The organism is Tissierella praeacuta DSM 18095 (assembly GCF_900128955.1).
GTDB classification, from domain to species: Bacteria; Bacillota; Clostridia; order Tissierellales; family Tissierellaceae; genus Tissierella; species Tissierella praeacuta.
This window is the reverse complement of the sequence record NZ_FQTY01000001.1, coordinates 61,193-85,064: the sequence shown is the minus strand read 5'-3', so window position 1 is coordinate 85,064 and position 23,872 is coordinate 61,193. Positions and strand designations below refer to the sequence as shown.

The following is a 23,872-nucleotide window of genomic DNA, read 5'->3' as shown; positions in this document are numbered from 1 at the left end:
CTATCTATTTCCAAATCTTATTTTTGGAACAACAAAAATTTTAGAAAATACTTTGTATATAGGAATAGATAAAATGCCACTATATATAATTTCAATTATTAATACATCTTTTGCAAATGATAAAAATGGAATATTTTGAGATAGGAAAAACATAAATACATAGTAAGAAAAATTATAAAGTATAGTACAAAGAGTAGAAAGCAGTATTGGTATAAATATATTTTCCTTTGTTAATTTATTTCCAACTGATCCAATTAAATATCCTATGAAGAAATATATAAATGCATTTACACCTATAGTAGGGCTAAATACAATATCTTGAAGAAGACCTATTGTGAGTCCTATGAATCCTCCATAATATCTTCCCTTAAATAATGCTATTGATATCACTATAAGAAGAGCCGTATTGGGTACAACCCCTAGGATATTAATATATGGAAGTATAGCACTTTGTAAAAAAAAATTTAGTAAAATTATTAAAATCATTATTAACACCGTCATAAACATCCCTCAACCTTAATCAGATATTACAAACACTTTGTATAGTTTCTTAAAATTCATTGCTGGCTTAACCTTTATCTTCTTCATTAAATCTTCATCGTCACTAATTACCTCATCTACCTCTCCAATATATATATCCTTGATAAAAACACCACCAAGCCCAGAGGTAAATAATTTATCTCCTTTAATAACATCTGCCTTATTGTCAAATAGATATCCTGAAACTTCCCCTTCTATACTACCTGATATTATCCCACCATCTTGAGTTCTTAAAACCTTAAAAGATATACTGCTAATTTCATCTACAACAGTAACTATTTTTGCCCAATTATCTCCTACATCAACTACACGTCCTACAATTCCTTCAATTATAGTATTTTGTTCCATCTCAGTTCCTTGAATAACAGTGCTGCCCTTTTTTATTCCATCTTTAATACCTTTATCTATGGTAAATCTATCAAACCAATTTCCAGGTTCTTTTCCAACTACTTGAGCAGAAATTAGGTTAAAGCTTGTCTTATCTAAAAGCTTAATCTCATTTTTTAAATAATCAGTTTTACCTATAATATTTATATAGTTTCTATTTTCTTCTTCTAATTTTGCAACTTGCTTCTTAAGTTCTTCATTTTCTTCTTTTAATTTAGAAATATTTTTGATATTATTAAAAAAATCAGATAATCCCTTACCTATTGAATTAGATACCCTTCCCATAGGAGTAAGAATATTACCAACTATTTTTTCAAATTTACTCAAAGCTATTCGCTCAGTACTAGTAACTCCTATTAGAACAATTAGAATGATAGCAACAGCCGTTACCATCATTCTCTCTTTATTCTTATTGAAAAAAGACATAATATCACCACTTAACCTATTTTTTTATTATTTGAAATGGTTTTTTTTAGTATTTCTATACTATCTAATGCCTTTCCTGTGCCAATTGCAACACAATCTAATGGCTCTTCTGCAATATGAACAGGCATACCAGTTTCTTCAATAATTAGTCTATCTAAACCTTCTAAAAGAGCCCCTCCTCCAGTTAACATTATACCTTGCTCCATTACATCTGAAGCTAATTCTGGTGGAGTTTTTTCTAATGTAGATTTTATTGCTTCTAATATACTATGAATTGGTTCTTTCATTGCATCATAAATCTCTTTTGAACTTATGCTTCTAGTTTTTGGTAATCCACTAATCATATCCCTTCCTCTAATTTCCATTGTAGATACTTCTGAGTTCCCATCAGCTGAGCCTATTGTAATTTTAACCTCCTCTGCAGTACGTTCTCCTATCATCAAACTATATTCTTTCTTAATAAAATTAACTATAGATTCATCTAACTCATCTCCACCTACTCTGATAGATTTTGATGTAACTATGCCTCCCAATGAAATTATAGCTACTTCAGTAGTACCTCCACCAATATCAACTATCATAGAGCCAGTTGCTTCTTGAACAGGCAGTCCTGCCCCAATAGCCGCTGCCATTGGCTCTTCAATTAAATATGCATCTCTTGCACCTGCATGTATGGCTGCTTCTTCAACTGCTCTTTTTTCAACTTCTGTAACTCCACTAGGAACACATACTACAACCCTAGGTTGAAGAAAAGTTCTCTTCTTTGTAGCCTTTCTTATGAAATACTTTAACATATTTTTTGTCACATCAAAATCAGCTATTACTCCATCCTTTAAAGGTCTAATAGCCACAATGTTTCCAGGCGTTCTACCTATCATCTTTTTTGCCTCTTCTCCAACTGCTAGTACCTGCTTAGTATTAGTTTGTATAGCAACAACAGAAGGTTCTCTTGCCACAATTCCTCTACCTTTTATATAAACTAATGTATTTGCTGTTCCTAAATCTATACCCATATCTTTTACAAATCCGCTTAATAATCCCATACTATTTGCTCCTTCCTTAATAAAACTTAAATTAAATTTTTCTCTTTAAAACTTATATATCTATTATCTCCAATTATTATATGATCTAACACCTTTATTCCAATTAAATTTCCAGCATCTACCAAACGATTAGTTATATTTATATCTTCATTGCTTGGAGCAGGATCACCACTAGGATGATTATGTACCAAAATCATAGAATTAGAATTCCTCTTTATAGCTGCCTTAAAAACATCCCTTGGATGTACTATGGAAGCATTTAATGTCCCCACTGAAATCTCTTCTGTTACAATTATTTGATTCTTTGTATCCAATAGCATAATTCTAAAATGTTCTTTTTGTAAATATCTCATTTCATCCATATATAGATTTGCTATGGTATTAGGTTCAGTTATCTTAACTTTAGATAAAGCTTCCCTAAAATTTATTCTCTTACCTATCTCTATAGCTGCTAATATTTGAGCTGCCTTACATTCACCTACCCCTTTAGTTTCCATTAATTCTTGCATTGTAGTGTCTCGTAAATATACCAGTCCCCTACTATCCTTACTTAAAATCTTTCTAGCTAAGTCAATGGCTGAATCGTTTTTATTACCTGTTCTAATTATAATGGCTAGTAATTCTTCATTTGATAATGCTCCAGGTCCATGATTATAAAGTTTTTCTCTTGGTCTTTCAGTCATTGGAAGTTCTTTAATAGTGTAACTCCTTTGAATCTCTAGATTAATATCCATACCTCCACCTACTTATCTATAATATTTGTACATCAAAAAACTTATTTAATAAGTAGTCAAGCTTTGCAAGAGGCAAGCCCACCACATTAGAATAACATCCATCTATTTTTTCAACTAAAATCTGACCATATCCCTGAATGCCATAGGCTCCTGCCTTGTCCATAGGTTCTTTTGTATCAATATATCTTGTTATTGTTTCCTTAGATAAATGTCTAAATCTAACTATTGTGCTTTCATAATCTATTATCTTAATATTGGTATTTGCTTTCATAATACAAATACCAGTAATTACACTATGCTCTTTTCCACTTAAAAAAGATAAAATTTCAAATGCATCTTTTTCGTCTTTTGGTTTACCTAGTATCATATCTTCTAAAACTACTATTGTATCAGCACCAATGATAATTTCATCTTTATTAAAATGTTTACTTACCCAAAAGGATTTCTCAAATGCTAAAGACATAGCTACTTGTTCTGGAAATTCACCTTTTGTTACTTTTTCTTCAATTTGGGCACCAAATATTATTGGTTCTAAATTATATCTATTTAAAATCTCTTTTCTTCTCGGAGAAGAAGATGCTAATATTATCTTTTCCATATTATCTCCTTACTTATCTAAAATATGAACTTAGAGTTTTTTTCAAACCTTTAGATATATATATTGAGGAAAGCCCCACAAAATATCCAGTAAATAAACTCATAAGCAAAAGAATTGGTAAATAAGAATATATTTTATAGTTATACATCATAGCCGAAGCTACACTAACTTGAGCAATATTATGAGCTACTGCTCCAAATATACTTACCCCTACAAGACTAAAAAACTTAGTAAAGTATTTATATACAATAAACATAGTTATACAAGAGAGTATGGCACCTGAGAGACTATATATAAGACTAGATATACTACCGGTTATAAGTACAAGTACTATGCTTTTTAATACACCTACTACAAAGGCTTCTTTAAATCCAAATATAACTAAGGAAACTAAAATAACCATATTAGAAAGCCCTAATTTAGCACCAGGTACTGCTATTGGCAAAGGAATCGTTGATTCTAAAACTGATAAAGCAAGACCTATGGATGTTAATAGGGATAAAAATATTATTTTGTTTAATTTTTTCATTATTTCTATCATCCTTAATGACTTATATAATCAATTTCTTTTTTTTCTTTAGATTTATCTATTCCTTTTATCTCTATTACTAGCTTGTTTGGTAAACATACTATAATTTCACCTGGCTTAGAGATATATCCCTGTAATACATCTATTTTATCTGGACAATCTGCCTCTATTACTCTGACCTTGTCCTCTCCTATTTCAACCAAATTATATCCGAATTTAGTTTCAATAGGTATGGTTTTTCCTATTACTGATTTATCAAATATTATCTTTTTATATTCTTTACCATCTACTTGAATACTAATATATTTTTCTTTATGATTAATTGCATTATTCTTAATAAAGCCTAAAGAAACTAAACTAATCAATATAATAATGCTTATTAAAAATTTATCACCCTTTGTCAATCTAACCATCCTTCGTTTACATTATTAAGCTAATTTCATACATTATTAGTTTACCATTTATATTTTTTATTTACAAGTTACAATTTAATAAAAAGAAAAGAGCCTTATAGGCTCTTAAATATTAAATTGCTACATCCTTAGCTAAATTGGTGTATATAGCCTTAGTAGGACATTTTTCAGCACATATTCCACAATTTACACATTTCTCATAGTTAATTTTTGCTAAATTATTTTCAAAACTAAATGCCCCTTCTGGACAATTTTTAACACATATCTGACACCCTATACATCCAATACTACATTTACCTCTTACTTCTTTACCAGAATCGTTGCTCTTACATTTTACAACAAATTGATTATCATATGGAACTAACTCAATAATAGATTTAGGACATACTTCAATACATTTCATACAAGATGTACATTTGTCTTTATCTATAAAAGCTACCCCATCAACTATCTCAATTGCACCAAAAGCACAAACTTCTTTACAAGTTCCACAACCTAAGCATCCATATGAACAAGCTTTACTGCCACCTTGTAAAATATTAGCCGCTCTACAGTCCTTAATACCTTCATATTTATATTTTTCTTTTGCCTTATTACAATTACCTTGGCAAAGAACTGTAGCAACCTTCTTATCTACATTTGCAGCATTGACTCCCATAATATCTGCTATCTTTTCAGCAACTGGCTTCCCTCCAACACTACAAGCATTGACGGGTGCATTTCCACCTGCTATTGCATTTGCTAAACCATCACATCCTGGAAATCCACATGCCCCACAGTTAGCTCCAGGTAGTACAGACCTAACCTTTTCTACCTTTGGATCAACTTCTACTGCAAAAACATTAGATGCAATGGACAGAAGTATCCCAAATGCAAGTCCTAATCCACCTAATACTAAAACTGGTTTTAATATATCAATCATATTCTCCCTCCTAAACAAGTCCATTAAAACCTAAAAAGGCTATAGACATCAATCCTGCAGTAATTAAAGCTATAGGGAAGCCTTTTAAAGCCTCAGGGACATCAGCTAATTCGAGTTTCTCTCTAATACCTGATATAAGTACTAAAGCTAATGTAAATCCAACTGAAGATCCTATTGCATTAAAAATAGTTCTTAATAAATCATAGCCTTCTTTTATATTTAGGATTGCTACACCTAATACTACACAGTTTGTAGTAATTAATGGTAAATAAACTCCCAATGCATTATATAATGTAGGCGATATTTTTTTCATTGCTAATTCAACAAATTGAACTAATGCTGCTATAACCAATATAAATACAATAGTTTGTAGATATTCAAGTTTCAATGTATATAAAATATGTTTGTGTATAAAATAAGTAATTATAGACGATAATGTAACTACGAAGGTTACAGCGGCACCCATGCCTGTTGCAGTTTCCATCTTGTTTGATACTCCAAGAAATGGACAAATCCCTAGGAAACGAGCTAATACATAGTTATTTACAAAAATCGTACTAATTAATATAGCTGGTATGCTCATTTTATTTTCCTCCTTGATTTAAATTTCGCTAGAAGCTTTTTTCCTTCTAATTACGTTAAAGATACCTATTAATAATCCAAGTACAATAAATGCTCCTGGGGGTGCTATTAATATACCTGCTGGCTGGAAATTAGCACCAAATAATTGTTTCCCCAAAAAAGTTCCAGCACCAAATATTTCCCTTATGGCTCCTAGAATAACAAGTGCAATAGTATATCCAAGCCCCATTCCAAGTCCATCTATTATTGAAGGTATAATACCATTTTTAAATGCAAAAGCTTCTGCACGAGCAAGTATTATACAGTTTACTACTATTAATGGAAGGAATATACCTAATGATTGATAAATAGGTTGAGCATAAGCCTTCATAAACATCTCAATTATAGTAACAAAAGTTGCTATTACCACAACAAATGCTGGAATACGAATTTTATTAGGAATTACATTTCGAAGTAAGGATATTACTAAGTTCGAACCTACTAATACAGCAATTACTGCTAATCCCATAGCTATACTATTTTCAACACTTGTTGAAACAGCCAATGTTGAACACATACCTATTAATTGTACAAATGTAGGATTATCATTAACAATACCATTTTTAAATATTTTAGATAATTTCATTCTTTACACCTCCACTCACACTAATTTGAAAGTTCTGTATTAAATACTTCTCTAGCTATATTTACCCCAGCCATAACACCCTTAGAAGTTATGGTAGCTCCAGATATAGCTTCAACTTTTATTTCCTCTGATGCACCTTTTCCCACAAATTTATCTGAAAAGTCTGCCTCTGCTGCTTTAGCACCTATCCCTGGAGTCTCTGAGTGTTCTAATAACCTCATCCCCATTACATTTCCATCACTTGCAAATCCAGTTAATGTAACAAGATCTCCACCAAATCCGCTAGATTTTGTCTTTATAGCATATCCATATAAATTTTCACCATCATAAGCTTCAAATATTTCTATTACTGATGAGTTCGACTCAGTAATTTCATTAATTTTTTCCTCATCTAAAGGTTTAAAGCTATATTCTTCTCCAAATATCTCTTTTAACGCACCAATACTTCCTGCCATTTCTATTTCAGCAATCTTTCCTTTAGTTAAATTATTTGATACAGCTAAAACCCCAGCTGATATTACTGTTATTAAAAATAATATCATTCCTAATTTTATAGTTTCTTTCATTTATTTCGCCCTCCCAAATATCTTTGGTGCAGTAAATTTCTCTATTAGTGGGCTTGCAACATTCATTAAAAGAATTGAATATGAAACACCTTCGGGGAATCCTCCCTTTACCCTAATAATAGCAGTTAAAATTCCAGCACCTAATCCAAATATTATTTGACCAAGAGGTGTGACAGGGGTAGTTGAATAATCTGTTGCCATAAAAAATGCCCCTAGTATTAATCCTCCACCTAAAATATGATATATAAGTTGATTTGTTTCGACACCTAATATTAATAATAATATGGTTGTTGTGACTATATAAACAACTGGAATTTTCCAATTTATAACTTTTCTAATTATTAAATATAATGCACCTATAAGTAACAATAATGTAGAAGTTTCTCCAATTGCCCCTCCTATATTTCCAAGAAACATATCCATCAATGATGGCAATTTTGCTGCTGCTTCTGACACTGTGGCAGAAGCTCCTGCATCTGCTGCACCATATTTCATAATGGCTAATGGAGTTGCTCCAGTTACTGCATCTGCACCTGGCAATACATAATTAGCCATTATATCTGGCCATGAAGCAAGTAGTACAGCTCTCGCTGCTAATGCTGGATTCATAAAATTACAACCTATTCCACCAAAACATTGTTTTACAACAATAATAGCAAATCCAGAACCAAATACTGGAATCCACCAAGGAGCGTTAGCTGGTAAATTAAAAGCTATTAAAATACCTGTTATTACTGCACTATAATCATTTATAGTAATTTCCTTTTTAAATAATTTTTGTATCGCTGCTTCAAAAAATACAGCTGATGATATAGATATTAATATTAGTTTTAATGCATTAAGCCCAAAAAAATAAACTGAGCCAATTATTGCTGGTATTAAAGCTATTATTACATCTAACATTATCCTCTTAACAGATTCATTAGATCTAATATGAGGTGAAGAAGATACTATCAACATCTCTGAGATTGATGAATCTGTCTTTGTAGTATTTATCACTTTACCTTCCATTAAATTTCCTCCTAACTACTATGATTTTTTTCTTTTAGAAAGGACTTCTCTTTTTGCAAATCTTATAGATTCTACCAATGGTCGCTTTGCAGGACATATAAAAGAACATGAACCACATTCTACACAATCTAAAACTCCACACTTCTCAGCGCCTTGAAAGTCCTTTTTAAGAGCATAAGCTGAGATAAATAAGGGTTGTAAATGTACTGGACAGGCATCTATACATTTTCCACATTTTATACATGGTGAAGCTTTTTCAGGGAGAGCTTCTTTCTCTGTAAGTACAAGAATTCCTCCTGAACCCTTAATTACCGGTACCTCTGTAGAAAATTGGCTTAATCCCATCATAGGTCCACCCATTATTACTTTGCCTGGTACACCGTTAAATCCTCCAGCTTCGCCTATTACTTCTTGAAATGGTGTTCCTATTTTCACTACAAGGTTTTTTGGATTATTAACCCCATTTCCTGTAACAGTTACGACCCTTTCATATAAAGGTTTACCCTCTAATATGGCTTCTGCTATAGCTTTAGCTGTACTTACATTATTTACTACACAACTAACATCCATTGGCAATCCTCCAGAAGGCACCTTCCTTCCAGTAATAGCATTTATAAGTCTTTTTTCATCACCTTGCGGATATTTTACTTTTAAAGTAACTATGTCTATGTTATATTCAGGTTTAATTACTGACTTCAATGCATTTACAGCATCCATCTTATTGCTTTCAATCCCAATAAATCCTTTTTCTACATTTAATGCTTTCATTATTGCTCTTAAACCAAATATAACTTTTTCTGGCATTTCTAACATTAATCTATGGTCTGAAGTTAGAAATGGCTCGCATTCTGCACCGTTAATAATAACTGTGTCTATTGTTTTATCAGGTGGTGGTGATAATTTTACATGAGTAGGAAACCCAGCTCCACCCATACCTGTTATTCCTGCTTCTTTGACAATTTCAATTATTTCTTTAGAAGAAAGCTTGTCTAAGTTTCCCCTAGGCTTAATTGTTTCATCCTTTTCATTACTACCATCTGATTCAATAACTATACATTTAGAACTTATTCCTGTAGGTGTAGTTATTGTCGTTATATTTTTTACTGTACCAGCAATACTAGAGTGAATCGGTGCAGATACAAAGGCTTGGGACTCTCCAATTTTTTGTCCTACTTTAACCCTATCCCCAACATTAACAATAGCTTCACAAGGTGCTCCTGTATGTTGGTGCAACGGTATATATACTATGCTTGGCTCTTTTGCATATTCTAAAGCTTGTTTTTCTGTCAACTCTTTGTTATGTGGTACATTTACCCCACCCTTAAAAGTGAGATTATCAAGTTTCATTCGCTTCCACCTCTCTATTAATATTTTAATAATTTACATTAAATATCTAAGTCATAATTTATTTGAACTAACATATAACCTATTTCATTATAACATTAAAAGCTTGTATTGTACACAAATGCTCCCTGTAAAAGACTGTCAATTAGTACACAATCATTGTTAATTTTTCTGTAATTTTTTGCATTTTATTTATTGTTCAGTAAAGTAAGTAAAGATTTATCATGACATAACTTTAATGTAATTATAGGTATAATAAGAGAACATGATTATAATGATTATACACATGTTCTCAATTTCTGAAATAATTTTAACTAGTTAAAATTATAGTGAATTCACTAAATTTTCAATTTGTCTAATGTTTGTCAATATTTAACTAAACTTTATTTTTTTAGAAATTGTTACAAAAAATTTATATTTACTTTCATGCTTACTATAACACTTTATATATTATATTTAACTAATGAATTTATATGATAATCCTGTAGTTTTTTTCTTCCTTTTAGAGATTCTAATTCAATCAAGAATTCTAATGCTACTACTTCTCCTCCAATAGACTCTATTAAATTAATTACAGATAATATAGTCCCTCCTGTTGCCAATAAATCGTCTACTACAACTACCTTTTTCCCATTTTCAATTGCATCAAGATGTAATTCTAAAGTATTACTGCCATATTCTAATTCATATTTATGACTAACTACTTCTGCCGGCAATTTGCCTGGCTTCCTAATAGGAATAAATCCAACTCCTAAGGCATAAGCAACTGCTGAACCAATTACAAATCCTCTAGCTTCTGGCCCAGCTATATAATCTATCTCCTTACCTTTTAAATCTTCTACTATCCTATCTATAACATCTTTGAAGGCTTTACCATCTTTTAGCAAAGTTGTTATATCCTTAAAACTAATGCCTTTCTCAGGAAAATCCTCAATTATCCTTATTTTAGATTTAAGCTCCAAGTAAATCTCCCCATTCTATTAATATATTTACCATATTAGTTTATCATATCTAGAATTTTTTTCTATTATTTTTATTTTAAAAAGCGAATACTCAAATGTAAAATGGTATTCGCTTCTATTTTACTCATTATTGGTTTTGTTTGGTGCAGAGGAAGAGACTCGAACTCTCACAGTGTTTCCCACTAATAGCCCCTCAAACTATCGCGTCTACCTGTTCCGCCACCTCTGCAATTAAATTACCAGTACATTTTACTACATATCTAGAATTTTTACAATATCAAATTTATTGTAAACTCTTAGGTATATAACATTTTTCTATACCTTTATATATATTAAAGAAAGTTGGTTCAAAATCCCCTATTATTTTATTATCAATTAATAATGCTTTGTTTTTAAAGAATAAACTTAAATAAGGTAAATCCTCAACTATAAAGCCTTGCAGTTCATCATATGCCTTTAACTTTTCTTCTCTAGTTGTCACTAAAAAAGTGTTTTGAAGTAATTTATCCATATTTTCATTAGAATATCTAATGAAGTTTGTATTATATGAAATTTGTGAACTATGAAAAGCAAAGGACAAGTCAGGTATTACAGATAACTGCCAGCCAAGAATGACTATATCATAGTCACTCCCATTTATAAATTGATTTATTTCTGTCCATTGTTTCTTAATATCTTCTATAGTAATATTATCTTGTTTCTTATTCTCCGGATAAATAGTAGCATTAATCCCTAATTTTTTCAAATCATCCTTAATCATCTCTGCAGTTCTAAACCTCATCAGATTATATGAATTAGTTAAAATTTTAATTGAAATAGTCTTACCATTTTCATCTTCTAAAAATCCATCATCATTAATATCTTTCCATCCTATTTTTTTTAATTCTTCTTTTGCTAATTCTAAATTATAACCAAAGGTATTTGCTTTTTCAGATAATAACCAAGAGTCTGGATGAAGCGGAACATCTATTTGAGTTCCATGTCCTAGATAAAGTTTCTGAATAATTGATTGTCTATTTATTCCATATGCCATAGCTCGTCTTAATCCTTGTCCTTTTTCTCCTGAAAATAATTCCTTTCTAAAATTAAAACCTAAAAACTCATAGTTTCCAGATACAAATTCCAATGATTTAATCCTACTATTTTGACTATATTTATCCCAATCAACGTCTACTGTTGTAGCTATATTTATCTGTCCTGTTTCAAATGCTGTTAAAATATCTTCTTCATTTTCCAATACTCTTCCTATTATCTCATTAATATATGGTTTGCCATCCCTATATTTATCATTAGCAGATAATCTTATTTCCTTCATATTTTCATAACTTTCAAATTTAAACGGTCCTGTCCCTATTGGCCTATAATTACTTGTTTCTAATGCTTTAGCAAAATAATTATTACCGCCTTTTCCTGAAGTAAAAATATGTTTTGGTATTATAGGAAAAGTCAGCACTTCAAGATTATTACTAAATCCTTTATCAAATGTAATTACTATGCTATCACTATCTTTGACACTTACATCTAATATCTTTCTTGTATCAGACATAACCCTTGAACCCATAGCATTTGTAAACATTTGCTTATACGTACTATCAGCACTAGCATATTTAATAGTATTTACTGTAAAAACTACATCTTCTGGTTTAAATCTCTCACCATCATGCCAGAAAATATTGTTTTTTAGTTTAATTTCGATGATTCTACCATCGTCCTTTATATTGTAAGAATCCGCTAATTGATTTTTTACATTTAAATCTTTATCAAACTCAAACAAGCCCTCAAAAATTAACTTAGATAGAAAATAATAACTACTATTTTCCGTAATTAAAGGATTTAATGTGTTAAAATTAGTTAGAGGAACAATTATTTGCCCCCCCTCCTCTGGAGTATACTCCACAACTTCATCTTTATTTTCACTATTAGTATCATTTTCTATAGTTGAATCATTTTTATCACAGCCTATAATTACAATCATTATTAAAATAATCAGAGTTAAATACCAGAATTTTTTTAAGTTCATTTTTATTCCACCTTATTATACACTTCTTATTATTTCTTTTATAATTTTTCTAATATTATTCAGTATATTTATATAAAAAGAATCACTACCCTTTGAATTCATTATATATTGTTTATATATTTTACTATATACATTATAGCTTTTCTTAACTCTTACTAAATAGTCTTCTGTTTCTTTATAAGGAATCATTGACAGTGTATTATTATCACAACTATATTCTTCATCATTTAACCATTTACTTACATTTCCACTTCCTGCATTATATGCTGCTAATACAGAATCCACATTATTATTAAACTCTTTAAATAAAGTACTAAGATACCAAGTACCTATTTTTATATTTATTTCAGGTTCAAATAATGTATCTTCACTATAATTTTCTATTTTCAAAACCTCACTAGCCCATTTTCCTGTAGAAGGTGATATTTGCATCAACCCTCTGGCATTTTTCTGAGATATAGCGTCTTTATCATATTTACTTTCAACATTTATTATTGAAGCTACTAAATATGGATCTAACTTATATTCCTTAGAATATTTTACTATAATATTCTTATATCCTATAGGGTACCTTATAGCTAAAAAAGTAAGTCCTACAACAATTATCAAGAACAGAAAAGTAGTTAATATAATAAGTTTTTTAATTTCTTTTATTATTTTAAACAATAGAATAACCCCTCCAAGATTAGATTAATCCTTTTAATAATTTATCTATCTGTTCTTTTAAATATTCAATATCTCCACTATTATCAATTATATTAGAAGACTTTGTTTTTTTATAATTTATATCCATTTGAGATTCTATCTTGTTTAGAGCCTCTTCCTTTAATATGCCATCTCTTTTCATTAATCTTTCTATTTGAGTATCTTTATCAAGATATACTAACCATATTTCATCAAATATAATATTATATTTCGCCCATAATTCATACTGTTCAAACAATAAAGGAATATCTAAGAATATAATAGTTCTATTAAAGCATAATTGATTTATTTTCAGTTTTATAGCTTCAAATATATATGAATGAGTGATATTGTTCAATCTTTCTCTGTCTTCTTTACTGCTAAAGATAATCTTCCCTAATGCTTTTCTATCTATGGTTTTATCATATAATAATATACCATCTCCAAATTCTTCAACTATTTGTAGATATGCAGGCTTATTAAATTCAACAACTTCCCTAGCAATTTTATCTGCATCAATTACAGTATATCCTTTTTCCATAATAATCTTAGAAACCGTAGACTTTCCAGTAGATATTCCACCTGTTAATCCTACCAATCTACAATTATTTTGTATCATACCAACTGTCACCTATCTCTAAGTCTACTATAAGAGGTACATTTAGTTTTATTGAATTTTCCATTATGTTTTTCATTATATTCCTTACTTCCTCAACTTCATCTTTCTGTGTTTCAATTATTAGTTCATCATGAATTTGCAATATCAGTCTTGATTTCAGATTTCTTGATTTTAACTCATTATATACTTTAACCATAGCCATCTTTATTATGTCTGCTGCTGAACCTTGTATAGGCGTATTCATAGCTATACGTTCTCCAAAAGATTTAATGTTAAAGTTTTTGGCTCTAAGTTCTGGAATATATCTTCTTCTATGAAGAATGGTTTCTACATATCCCTTCTCTTTACCTTCTTCAACTATATTTTCCATATATTCTTTAACCATCTTATAATTCTTTAAATAATTATCAATATACTCTTTAGCTTCTTTTCTCGAAATACTCAAATCTCTAGATAACCCATAGTCAGAAATTCCATAAACTATCCCAAAGTTTACAGCCTTCGCCCTACCTCTCATTACAGAACTGACTTCTTCTTTAGATACATTAAACACTTCTGATGCAGTCTTTCTATGAATATCCTCATTATTAACAAAGGCTTCTATTAATTTGGGATCCTTAGATATATGAGCTAATACCCTTAGTTCAATTTGAGAATAGTCAGCATCAACAAGAACATAGTTCTCGCTTTCTGCAATAAAAGCTTTTCTAATCTTTCTACCATCATCTGTTCTAATAGGTATGTTTTGTAAGTTCGGCTCTGTACTACTTATTCTTCCTGTGGTAGTTATTGTTTGATTAAAACTTGAATGAACCCTATTTGTATCTTTATTAATTAAATTTAAAAGTCCATCTATATAAGTTGATTTTAATTTTACTATTTGTCTATATCTAAGGACTTTATCAATAATAGGATGTTGTTCTTTCAATTTATCTAAAACTTCTGCATCTGTAGAGTATCCTGTCTTAGTTTTCTTTATAACTGGTAGTGACAATTTATCAAATAAAACCTCTCCTAATTGTTTAGGCGAATTAATATTAAACTCCATATCAGCTGAAGTATATATTTCCTTAGTCAACGAATTTATTTCTTCATCATATTCTTTACCTAGCCTTTTTAACTCATCTGTATCTATTTTAAAACCATAATATTCCATACTACCTAATACCTCTACTAAAGGTAATTCCACATTATAATAAAGCTCCAGCATCTCTTGTTCTTTAATGATTTCTTTCATTTTAGATTCTAAATTTAATACTGTATCTAACATAAAGGAAAGATAATTACCTAGCTCTTCTTTACTTAAATCCATGAACTTTCTTTTATTCTTACCTTTTCCAAACAAGCTTTCTTCATCTACACCATAGGTATTCAAATATTCTCTGGCAATTTCATTTATAGAGTATGAAGACTGAGAGGGGTTAATTAAATATTGGGCTATCATGGAATCAAAAGTAATATTTTGAACCTTAATTCCTAATCTTGATAATATTACTATATCAGATTTTAAATTATGCCCTATTTTATCAATGGTCTGATCTTCAAAAATAGGTTTAAAACTATTAATAAAACTCTTTTTATGGTCTTGTAAATAAATAATATTAGTTGGAGTATCCTGAGTTTTGATGCCTAACGCTATTATTTCATCTTCGATATAGTTAGTGTCAGATGTAATAAATTTAAATCCAAATTTTTTTTCTTTTTTAATAGTATCAATTAAATCGTTATAATTTATCTTTTCTAATACATTGAACTCTAGAGTTTCATTTAATTCTTCATTATTGGCCGCTGAGTTATCAAAAACCTTGCCTAGTAAACTATTAAATTCTAACTCCCTATAAAGCTTTCTTAATTTTTCCCAATCTGGATCTTTAATTTTTAAATCTTCAAGATTTGTATCCATAGGCACAGTAGTCACTATTTCTCCAAGTTTTTTACTTAAAAATGCAATATCCTTGTTTTGAATTAAGTTTTCCTTTAACTTTTTCCCGCTAATATTATCTATGTTTTCATATATATTTTCAATTGTCTGAAACTCTCTCAATAGCTTTAATCCTGTCTTTTCTCCAATTCCTGGAACTCCAGGAATATTATCAGATTGATCTCCCATTAAACCCTTCAAGTCAATAAGTTGTTCTGGAGTAATTCCGTATTTATCTATTATTATACTCCTATCAAACTCTTCTAATTCAGTAATTCCCTTTCTTGTAATTAAAATCTTAGTCTTATCTGTTGCCAATTGAAGATAGTCCTTATCTCCAGTAACTAAAATAACATCTAATGAATTCTCTTCTCCTATGTTAGCTAAAGTTCCTGCAATATCATCAGCTTCAAAACCAGTTAATTCTATATAATGAATTTTCATAGCATCTAAAATTTCTCTTATAATTGGAAATTGTTGTGCTAATTCTGATGGTGTAGATTGTCTATGGGCTTTATATTTATCGTATGCTTCATGTCTAAAGGTAGGTCCTTTCTTATCAAAAGCTACGCAAATATAGTCAGGCTTTTTCTCTTCTTGCACTTTATATAGCATGGTCAAAAATCCATATATTCCATTTGTGTATATCCCATCCTTAGTGGATAGTAGTGGAAGAGCATAAAATGCTCTATGTAATAAAGAACTACCATCTATAATCATTAACTTTTTCTTATCCATTTTATCACTCCATTCTATACTCCATATCTTCTAGTATATCTTAAAAGATGATTTGAGTAAACAAAATGAAAATAAAAATATTGATTAATTATTAATTCTATGTTATTATATTCTTTGTAATAGTTTTGCCGGTGTGATGGAATTGGCAGACGTAGTGGACTCAAAATCCACCGGTGGCGACACCGTGCCGGTTCGAGTCCGGCCACCGGCACCATTTTTAGAAACTCTTTAGTTTGTACTATAGAGTTTTTTTATTGCCTGAATTTCCTCGTCATTTTTAATCTCTACCTGTGACTCTGATTTCTTTGATGAAAATACAGGCAAAATTGCATTAGTAGAAGAAACCTTGCTACTATAGTCTAAATGGGTATAGATATTTGAAGTCGTTTAGATGTCACTATGCCCTAACCATTCCTGTATATCTTTCAAGCTGACACCGTTGGCATATAAGAGACTGGCACAAAAATGTCTTGAATCATGAAATCTAATTCTCCTTAAGTTATTGTTTTTCAATAAAATTCGGAAGTGTTGCGTCAAATACCCCGGCCTTATTCTTTCACCAAGTTCATTGACATATATAAACTCCAAATAATCATTACAATAACAATTACCACATAATTTTCTATTCTTTTTTTGTTCAATATACATTTTGATAAGTAAATCCTCATCTATTGCAAAGTCCTTGTTCTTTGATACTGAACAGTAGAGCGAAGCATATTAAACTTATCACCTATTTATCTATCAGACAATTCTAAGAAATAAGAAAGAAGAATAATATCTCGTTTGCACTCTGGCAAGCTTTGTAAAGCTTTAATAATAACATCATCTGTAACAATGATATTAAGACCTATCACCTTGAAAATTTGCTCAGTAATAAAGTATTTATTTAATGTGTAAAGCTGTTCCATTTCCTTTGCAGGCAAATCTGAAAAAGTCTTTTCCTTTCTGCGTTGTCGTTTTAATTCGTCATAATATCTCTTGCTTCATGCTTTAGGATTTTTTTTGCAAAAGCTATCAAAGATGTGTTGCTTGCTTTGCCCATGGTTATTAGGTTTCACATTCTCACACCCTTTCGGGCGGTGACTTCCTCGTTCCCCTTTCACCACTACTACGGTGAAAATTGCAAAAATGCCCGACTAAAGATACAGTGGGGCATTAAAAAAGCTATTCATGCTTATTTGGAAATGTATTATAATTATATAATTATTGCAATTATAAAAAGAAAGAACCAGTAACAACCTTTATTTCAGCATATTATTGTCTACGTGTCTTAACATTTGGTTCTTTAATTATATATATCTCCAGTGAATTTACACTTTACTTCCTAATAAATAATCCTGAAAAATTAAATGAGAATTAGTTTTCTACTAAGTCCCGTTCTTTTATATGATTATTTGAAAGTTTTATGAATATTGATGATATTCTTATAGTTCACATATAGTATATTCCTCATAAAAATAATGGAAGTGTAACTTTCAATATACCTAGACCAATAAAGACGGAAAATAATACTAGAGTTGGTGCAACTATTTTGTTTGGTAAATTAAATTTATTTACTATCCCTATAAAGAATGATACCATTAGCAAAAATAGAATAAAGCAAAAAATAAACAATTTGCTTTTTCTAACAAACAAAGTATAGAGTAAATACTCTGTGCCCCAGAAAGCAAAAATCATTACTAAAATCATACCTATACAACAATTTATCTTTTCTCTCATATTTCACCACCTTAAAATAATATGGGGTATAGGACTATTATACCCCATATTAAGTATTATGCATAGAAATTTAGTTATTGCTAATAACTGTACAAATAGCCATGCGTATCTTTATACCAGTCTCCATACATCCCAGGGAATGGGTTGGAAATAGAGCTAGTTTTAGAAACCTTTAAAACAATCATACATTCTTTAGCAATCAATATTTCTTAGCCAGTTCCAACCCAGACCAACAACTGCACCTACTGCAACCGAGGTAATTGTTGCTAAACCACCTGTTCAAAAGTGTATGTCCCAGATAGAATTTCTCCTAATGTTAAAGAAGAACGACCACTTGTTGTATCACCAATCCATGCTACACCAATATTCCCTGAATATTGTGCGCTGCCTGTAGTTGAAAATGGAGAAGATAGTTGGGTTTCAATAACTTCTTTAATTTCAGCCATGACTTCTTGAAATTTTTTTAAAAAACTAGACCGTCTAATGCAAGACGAATTTCATCTTCAATATAGTTGTTTGCTTTAACAGAAAATCCCTTTTCAAATAAAACTTTAGCCTCTTCTATAGATAGTGCTTTGATTTGCTCTTCATCAAGATCAATAAGCCATTGAGCATATCTACTCTCAATTGAATAGGAATCATCTTCTACAGTAAATGCTGGCATTGCCATTGAAATACTCAATGATAGTATCAGTACAAGGCTCATAATTTTTGTAGCTAGTTTTTTCGTTTTAATCCTCCTTTGGTACTCAAACAGATAGGTAATTTGCCAGCTAATAGTGAATATCATTATTTGAAATTTGATAAAAATACATTTTCAATTCCACTGAAATTCCATGAAGTTAAACTTGTCCATTTTCCAGAAGTATGTTTTGCTAAATACATTGTTCTGCTGATGCTACCTGCTTTTGTTAAGTTTCATAAAAATTCCACTTAAAATTATTTTGATTATTACCCATATAACGCATGAGGAAGGAAAAGGGGAGATTTTCAAAAAATTATTTCTTGTTTTGAAAAGCCTTCTGCACTTTTTATAATCTCATCCCCTTACCCAATAGCTGCCAAAAAGTTTTTAAAGAAACTTACGGAATTACTCCAAGCCAAATGAGAAAAGACATTATAACTTGATTATTTTCCCCAATTTCTACACTCTTTAAGGCTAGCCAAACAAAAAGAAGTCTAAAATTTAAAATAAAGGTAAGGTCCGTAATGAATTCAAATAATATGTCTACTTTCATCAAAATCCATTACGGACCTTATAAAAGGAGAACATATCTTTTCAGTATTAACTGAAAATTGAAATCTGTTTACGAACCTTACATTTATAGTATGTGATTAATTTAAATTATTATACATTTAAATATTTTTCAAAAGTAAAAAAATATTTTGAATCTAGATTGATGAAATCTTATTTAATTTATACTTCCTTTAAAAATAATAATTAACACTTTATAGCTCTCTTTCATATTCTATTATTATACCCCTTACTTTCACCTAAATAAAAAGTATAAATAGGAGGTGCTTTTATGGGTGGCTTATTCGGTGGCAGAAGAGGATGTGACAGAGAATGTGGCATGGATAATTCTCTACTATTCTTTTTCCTAATATTAGTAATTATTTTCATGAACTGTGATTTCTAATAATTAGCAATAATTGAGTCGGGGTTTTTTATCCCCGATTCTTTTTCATCTTCAATAGTTCTATAATTATACTAAATCTCATTTTAAAGATATATACCTTACATATCTTAATAATCCCCATTTCTATTCCTAGTGAAAATCTATTATAAAGACTAAAATAATATTTACTAAAAATCAATACATTATATTATGTAATATGAAAAAGAACCTCCTTAATATATTCAACAGAGATTCTTTTCTAATAATAATATTATTTTACTAAAACAAATGGAAATTCTTTTACACCTTCAATAGCATTTACAATGTTTTCATAACCAATATCTTCTAATTGCTTTGCAACCTCAGCACTCTTAGTACCAGTATTGCAATATAGAGCTATGGTTTTGTCTTTTGGCAATTTATCAAGATTAGACTCTACTGCATCAAATGGAATATTAATAGCTCCTTCAATCATTCCTTCTTGTGCAACTTGTTTTTCTGGTCTAACGTCTACTAATATCATATCTTTATTTTCATCAATAAGCTTTTGAAATGTAGCTCCCCTTAAATCATCATAGTGAACTAAGTCATATTCAAATTCCTTAACTCCTGCAGCATTAGTTACATCTTTAAATCCTTTGTTTACTAAAATTTCTGCAACTTGTCCACTCTTTTTCCCTGAATTACAATAAGTTATAATTGGAAAATCTTTTAAATCTTCAAGTTCGCCAATTCTATCTTCGAAACCTTCGATATTCATATTAATAGCATGTTGAATATGACCTGCTTTATATTCTTCAGGTGAACGTACATCAATAATTAAAACCTTATCCTTTTCTTTTCCCGAATTTTGCTTTACAAGTTCTTCACCTGTCATTGTTTTTATTGTTGCTATATCTGTAGAATTGTCTCCAGACTTATCTGCAGATTGGGTATTATTTTTTCCACATGCAACCATCAATGACATTGTTAATATGATTATAACCAACAAAGTAAATAATTTAAATTTTTTGTTATTCATTAGTGTTCCCCCTTATTTTATAATTCATTAATTTTACCTTGTTGATTATAACATTATAAATTTTAATTTTCAATTTTTATAATATATATCTATTCCCTATAGATACCTATAGATTTATTTAATTAATTATATATTATTTAATTCTCTATCTAATATATCACTATATGTTTCTAATCCTGTTACTTTAGCTGCCAATTCAGTTAATGGAATTATATCATTCCTATTAATATATTCTAATGAAAACTTTCTATTTAAAGCCATAAGTTGTTTTAATCCTGTGGATATTCTATTTATATAGGAATAAACACCTATAGCACCAGTAGAAATATTTAAAGCATCATCACCATATAATCCTTTAAGTTCTCTTATGCCACTGAATATTTCTTCTATATTGGAACCAAATCTTTCATAATCCTTAGGCACAGTGCCTCCTTTTATAAGTTCCCCCACTTGTTTTCCTGCCATAGCCGCTGCCATAGCTGCTCTTCCTATTCCAACAAGCCCTATATATGGAGCACCTAAGGCTAATCCTTTAAATACCTGATCCTCCATAGCAATTCCTCCAGCTACTGCAATCTGTGGAAGGGAATAATTTTTTTCATCCATTTTCTTTAAAATATTATATAATAAACTTTCCATATAAACTGTAGGAATGCCCCATTCATTCATCATCTTACTTGGACTATTTCCAGAACCTCCGCCAGCACCATCAAATGTAACTAAATCAACACCAGCCTTCGATGCAATCTTAAGTATTCTAATTAAATCTTTTGGATCAAATGGTCCAGTTTTAAAAGATATATGCTCTGCACCTAGTTCTCTTAGTTCTTTTACTCGATTAATTAATATTTCCTCATTCCATATTGGTAATTTACTAATTCTTTCAAATACTTGTCCTATACCTTTTTTATAGTTTTCTGCTATTACTGGATCAGATGGATCAGGATAAATTAAATATCCTTTTTTTTGAAACTCTAAAGCATCTTCAATTTTCTCAACTCTGCCCATTCCTTGTATTCCCTTAGAGCCTTGTCCAAATTTTAATTCCACAGATTTAACTCCTAATTTAGTAATAGCATAATCTAATACACCTAAATTTTCATCATCATAATTCCCTTGAAGAATAATATCACCATAACCCCTATAATATTTCCTAAATGCTGATACCATTTCTTCAATTAGGGGTGATGCAACAACTTTCCCATTTTCTAAGACTAAATCTTTATCTTTTGCTACTACGTCCTCACCTATTACAACCAATACTCCTGCTAAAGCAGCTCCTGCATAATAATCTCTCCAATTAAGTTTTGCTATAGCTGGTAAAACTATAGGTGCATTTAATTTAACTTTATTGTTTATTCCAAATGTTGTATCTATATTTGCTTTAGGAAAAGTAGCTAAATCTGCATCTTCTGCACATCCCAGTGCATTAAATACTCTCCCATTAATGTTGAAATGAGAAAAATCTAATGGATAATCCTTCTCAGATGCAAATTGATTTATATCTGTTTTATAAGGATAAATTGCTTCTGAACCACGAACTGCTGATAAGCCTATTTCACATGTCCCAGTACAATTAGCAGTACATACAGCACACATACCTGAAAACTCCGATAGATGTGCTGAATCTCTCATTTTCGTATTAGTTATAGAACTCCCTAAAGATGGACTATATGACATAAAAAAAACCTCCTTTTAATTTTCACATTCATTATGATGTTGATGTTCATTACAAACTGAACCTGTTGACTTAAGTGAACCTTCCAAATAACTATTTACAGCTTCCTTAGCATCTCCTTCGGCACCTACTATTACTTCTATATCCTTTTCATTAAAAATGTCAACTGCTCCTTTTCCCATTCCACCTGAAATAATAACATTTACTCCTAAATCATTTAAAAAGTTTGGTAAAAATCCAGGTTTATGCCCTGGATTAGGAATTATTTCAACTTTAGCAACTCTTTTTCCTTCTATTTCAAAAATCATAAAATTCTCACAATGTCCAAAATGCTCTGTTACCATTTCACCTTCACTTGCAACTGCTATTTTCATAATTATTCCTCCATTTCATCTAATATTTGCGAAATACTGTTTAAATAATTAACCTCCAATGTTTCAATAGAACCACTGTCACATGATGATGCAAGTTTAGGATCTATTGGCATCTTAGCAAGTACATTTATATTATGCTCTTTTGCAATTTCATCAATATGGCTATCTCCAAATACCTTAATTTCTTTTTCACAATCAGGACATTTTAAATATGACATATTTTCAACTAATCCAATTATAGGTATATTCATCATCTCTGCCATCTTAACTGCTTTAGATACTATCATTGATACTAATTCTTGCGGTGATGTAACAATAATTATTCCATCAACTGGAATAGATTGAAATACAGTAAGAGGAACATCACCAGTTCCTGGTGGCATATCAACAAACATATAATCAATATCACCCCAAATTACATCAGTCCAAAATTGCTTAACAGCACTAGCTATTATAGGTCCCCTCCAAACCACTGGATCAGTATCGTTTTCTACTAATAGATTAATAGACATAATATTTATGCCTGTTTTACTTCTAACAGGAAACCAACCAAGCTTATTTGCCCTAGCCTTATCCTCTATTCCAAAAGCCTTAGGTATTGAAGGTCCAGTAATATCTGCATCTAATATTGCAGTATTATACCCTTTTTTATTCATTGCTGATGCTAAGATAGATGTAACTAATGACTTTCCTACACCACCTTTACCACTTACTATTCCTATTACCTTTTTTATATTACTTAATTCATGTGATTTTTCTAGAAAGTCCATAGTAGTTTCCTTTCTATCACTACAATC

At 30.3% G+C, this 23,872-nt stretch carries 27 protein-coding genes and 2 tRNA genes; 2 read left to right on the top strand and 27 right to left on the bottom strand.

The window, feature by feature from the left end:
- From mreD to polA, 19 genes are all read right to left on the bottom strand, one after another.
- Window positions 1-501, bottom strand: a complete 501-nt coding sequence (mreD, locus tag BUB33_RS00480) for a rod shape-determining protein MreD (protein WP_072971592.1) — start codon at window positions 499-501, stop codon at window positions 1-3.
- 15 nt (window positions 502-516) lie between these two features.
- Window positions 517-1,353 carry a rod shape-determining protein MreC gene (mreC, locus tag BUB33_RS00475; protein ID WP_072971590.1) on the bottom strand — a complete coding sequence of 279 codons (837 nt, stop codon included), beginning with the start codon at window positions 1,351-1,353 and terminating at the stop codon, window positions 517-519.
- 11 nt (window positions 1,354-1,364) lie between these two features.
- Window positions 1,365-2,396, bottom strand: coding sequence for a rod shape-determining protein (locus BUB33_RS00470; RefSeq protein ID WP_072971587.1), 1,032 nt, complete (start codon window positions 2,394-2,396; stop codon window positions 1,365-1,367).
- A 26-nt stretch (window positions 2,397-2,422) separates the two neighbouring features.
- Complete coding sequence (gene radC / locus BUB33_RS00465; protein WP_072971584.1) at window positions 2,423-3,130, bottom strand: RadC family protein; 708 nt, start codon at window positions 3,128-3,130, stop codon at window positions 2,423-2,425.
- Window positions 3,131-3,146: 16 nt separating this feature from the next.
- Window positions 3,147-3,728, bottom strand: a complete 582-nt coding sequence (locus tag BUB33_RS00460) for a Maf family protein (protein ID WP_072971581.1) — start codon at window positions 3,726-3,728, stop codon at window positions 3,147-3,149.
- A gap of 13 nt (window positions 3,729-3,741) precedes the next feature.
- Complete coding sequence (locus BUB33_RS00455; RefSeq protein WP_072971578.1) at window positions 3,742-4,257, bottom strand: Gx transporter family protein; 516 nt, start codon at window positions 4,255-4,257, stop codon at window positions 3,742-3,744.
- A gap of 14 nt (window positions 4,258-4,271) precedes the next feature.
- A complete protein-coding gene (locus BUB33_RS00450) occupies window positions 4,272-4,670 on the bottom strand; it encodes a NusG domain II-containing protein (RefSeq protein ID WP_084725010.1) in 399 nt (132 codons plus the stop codon).
- A 112-nt stretch (window positions 4,671-4,782) separates the two neighbouring features.
- Window positions 4,783-5,592, bottom strand: coding sequence for an RnfABCDGE type electron transport complex subunit B (gene rnfB / locus BUB33_RS00445; RefSeq protein WP_072971572.1), 810 nt, complete (start codon window positions 5,590-5,592; stop codon window positions 4,783-4,785).
- 10 nt (window positions 5,593-5,602) lie between these two features.
- Entirely contained in the window at window positions 5,603-6,175 is a 573-nt protein-coding gene (gene rsxA / locus BUB33_RS00440) for an electron transport complex subunit RsxA (protein ID WP_072971569.1), read from the bottom strand.
- An 18-nt stretch (window positions 6,176-6,193) separates the two neighbouring features.
- Complete coding sequence (gene rsxE, locus BUB33_RS00435; protein WP_072971567.1) at window positions 6,194-6,799, bottom strand: electron transport complex subunit RsxE; 606 nt, start codon at window positions 6,797-6,799, stop codon at window positions 6,194-6,196.
- A gap of 20 nt (window positions 6,800-6,819) precedes the next feature.
- A complete protein-coding gene (locus BUB33_RS00430) occupies window positions 6,820-7,365 on the bottom strand; it encodes an RnfABCDGE type electron transport complex subunit G (RefSeq protein WP_072971564.1) in 546 nt (181 codons plus the stop codon).
- Entirely contained in the window at window positions 7,366-8,376 is a 1,011-nt protein-coding gene (locus BUB33_RS00425) for an RnfABCDGE type electron transport complex subunit D (protein WP_072971561.1), read from the bottom strand.
- A gap of 18 nt (window positions 8,377-8,394) precedes the next feature.
- Complete coding sequence (gene rsxC, locus BUB33_RS00420) at window positions 8,395-9,723, bottom strand: electron transport complex subunit RsxC (RefSeq protein WP_072971558.1); 1,329 nt, start codon at window positions 9,721-9,723, stop codon at window positions 8,395-8,397.
- A 440-nt stretch (window positions 9,724-10,163) separates the two neighbouring features.
- Window positions 10,164-10,682 carry an adenine phosphoribosyltransferase gene (locus BUB33_RS00415; protein WP_072971556.1) on the bottom strand — a complete coding sequence of 173 codons (519 nt, stop codon included), beginning with the start codon at window positions 10,680-10,682 and terminating at the stop codon, window positions 10,164-10,166.
- A 141-nt stretch (window positions 10,683-10,823) separates the two neighbouring features.
- A tRNA-Leu gene (locus tag BUB33_RS00410) sits at window positions 10,824-10,911 on the bottom strand.
- 54 nt (window positions 10,912-10,965) lie between these two features.
- The gene (locus BUB33_RS00405; RefSeq protein ID WP_072971553.1) at window positions 10,966-12,702 is read right to left on the bottom strand and encodes a peptide ABC transporter substrate-binding protein; all 1,737 of its coding nucleotides are present in this window, start codon (window positions 12,700-12,702) and stop codon (window positions 10,966-10,968) included.
- A 15-nt stretch (window positions 12,703-12,717) separates the two neighbouring features.
- Window positions 12,718-13,368: a lytic transglycosylase domain-containing protein gene (locus BUB33_RS00400; protein WP_234949955.1), complete on the bottom strand. Its 651-nt coding sequence runs from the start codon at window positions 13,366-13,368 to the stop codon at window positions 12,718-12,720.
- A gap of 19 nt (window positions 13,369-13,387) precedes the next feature.
- Window positions 13,388-14,005 carry a dephospho-CoA kinase gene (gene coaE / locus BUB33_RS00395; protein ID WP_072971547.1) on the bottom strand — a complete coding sequence of 206 codons (618 nt, stop codon included), beginning with the start codon at window positions 14,003-14,005 and terminating at the stop codon, window positions 13,388-13,390.
- Window positions 13,992-16,664: a DNA polymerase I gene (gene polA / locus BUB33_RS00390; protein WP_072971544.1), complete on the bottom strand. Its 2,673-nt coding sequence runs from the start codon at window positions 16,662-16,664 to the stop codon at window positions 13,992-13,994. The genes coaE and polA overlap by 14 nt, the downstream gene beginning before the upstream one ends.
- Window positions 16,665-16,791: 127 nt before the next feature.
- Here polA and BUB33_RS00385 point away from each other — a divergent pair.
- Window positions 16,792-16,878: transfer RNA gene (locus BUB33_RS00385), tRNA-Leu, on the top strand.
- Window positions 16,879-17,051: 173 nt separating this feature from the next.
- Here the strand turns inward: BUB33_RS00385 and BUB33_RS16820 are convergent.
- The 3 genes from BUB33_RS16820 to BUB33_RS00370 form a co-directional block, all read right to left on the bottom strand.
- A complete protein-coding gene (locus tag BUB33_RS16820; RefSeq protein WP_200778081.1) occupies window positions 17,052-17,312 on the bottom strand; it encodes a tyrosine-type recombinase/integrase in 261 nt (86 codons plus the stop codon).
- Window positions 17,313-17,398: 86 nt separating this feature from the next.
- Entirely contained in the window at window positions 17,399-17,572 is a 174-nt protein-coding gene (locus BUB33_RS15945; RefSeq protein ID WP_159429143.1) for a hypothetical protein, read from the bottom strand.
- Window positions 17,573-18,113: 541 nt separating this feature from the next.
- Window positions 18,114-18,383, bottom strand: a complete 270-nt coding sequence (locus tag BUB33_RS00370) for a hypothetical protein (RefSeq protein WP_072971541.1) — start codon at window positions 18,381-18,383, stop codon at window positions 18,114-18,116.
- 285 nt (window positions 18,384-18,668) lie between these two features.
- Between BUB33_RS00370 and BUB33_RS15940 the strand changes: the two genes are divergently transcribed.
- A complete protein-coding gene (locus BUB33_RS15940; protein ID WP_159429142.1) occupies window positions 18,669-18,839 on the top strand; it encodes a hypothetical protein in 171 nt (56 codons plus the stop codon).
- Window positions 18,840-18,846: 7 nt separating this feature from the next.
- Here BUB33_RS15940 and BUB33_RS00360 read toward each other — a convergent pair whose 3' ends face one another.
- From BUB33_RS00360 to BUB33_RS00340, 5 genes are all read right to left on the bottom strand, one after another.
- Window positions 18,847-19,173 (bottom strand): hypothetical protein, encoded by a 327-nt coding sequence (locus BUB33_RS00360; protein WP_143154875.1) that lies wholly within the window; start codon window positions 19,171-19,173, stop codon window positions 18,847-18,849.
- A 1,100-nt stretch (window positions 19,174-20,273) separates the two neighbouring features.
- Window positions 20,274-21,023, bottom strand: a complete 750-nt coding sequence (locus tag BUB33_RS00355) for a rhodanese-like domain-containing protein (RefSeq protein ID WP_072971529.1) — start codon at window positions 21,021-21,023, stop codon at window positions 20,274-20,276.
- Between the two features lie 126 nt (window positions 21,024-21,149).
- Window positions 21,150-22,703, bottom strand: a complete 1,554-nt coding sequence (locus BUB33_RS00350; protein ID WP_072971526.1) for a glutamate synthase-related protein — start codon at window positions 22,701-22,703, stop codon at window positions 21,150-21,152.
- Between the two features lie 15 nt (window positions 22,704-22,718).
- On the bottom strand, window positions 22,719-23,075 hold the full coding sequence (locus tag BUB33_RS00345; RefSeq protein WP_200778080.1) for a NifB/NifX family molybdenum-iron cluster-binding protein: 357 nt from the start codon (window positions 23,073-23,075) through the stop codon (window positions 22,719-22,721).
- A gap of 2 nt (window positions 23,076-23,077) precedes the next feature.
- On the bottom strand, window positions 23,078-23,845 hold the full coding sequence (locus BUB33_RS00340; protein WP_200778096.1) for a P-loop NTPase: 768 nt from the start codon (window positions 23,843-23,845) through the stop codon (window positions 23,078-23,080).
- Window positions 23,846-23,872 lie beyond the last annotated feature (27 nt).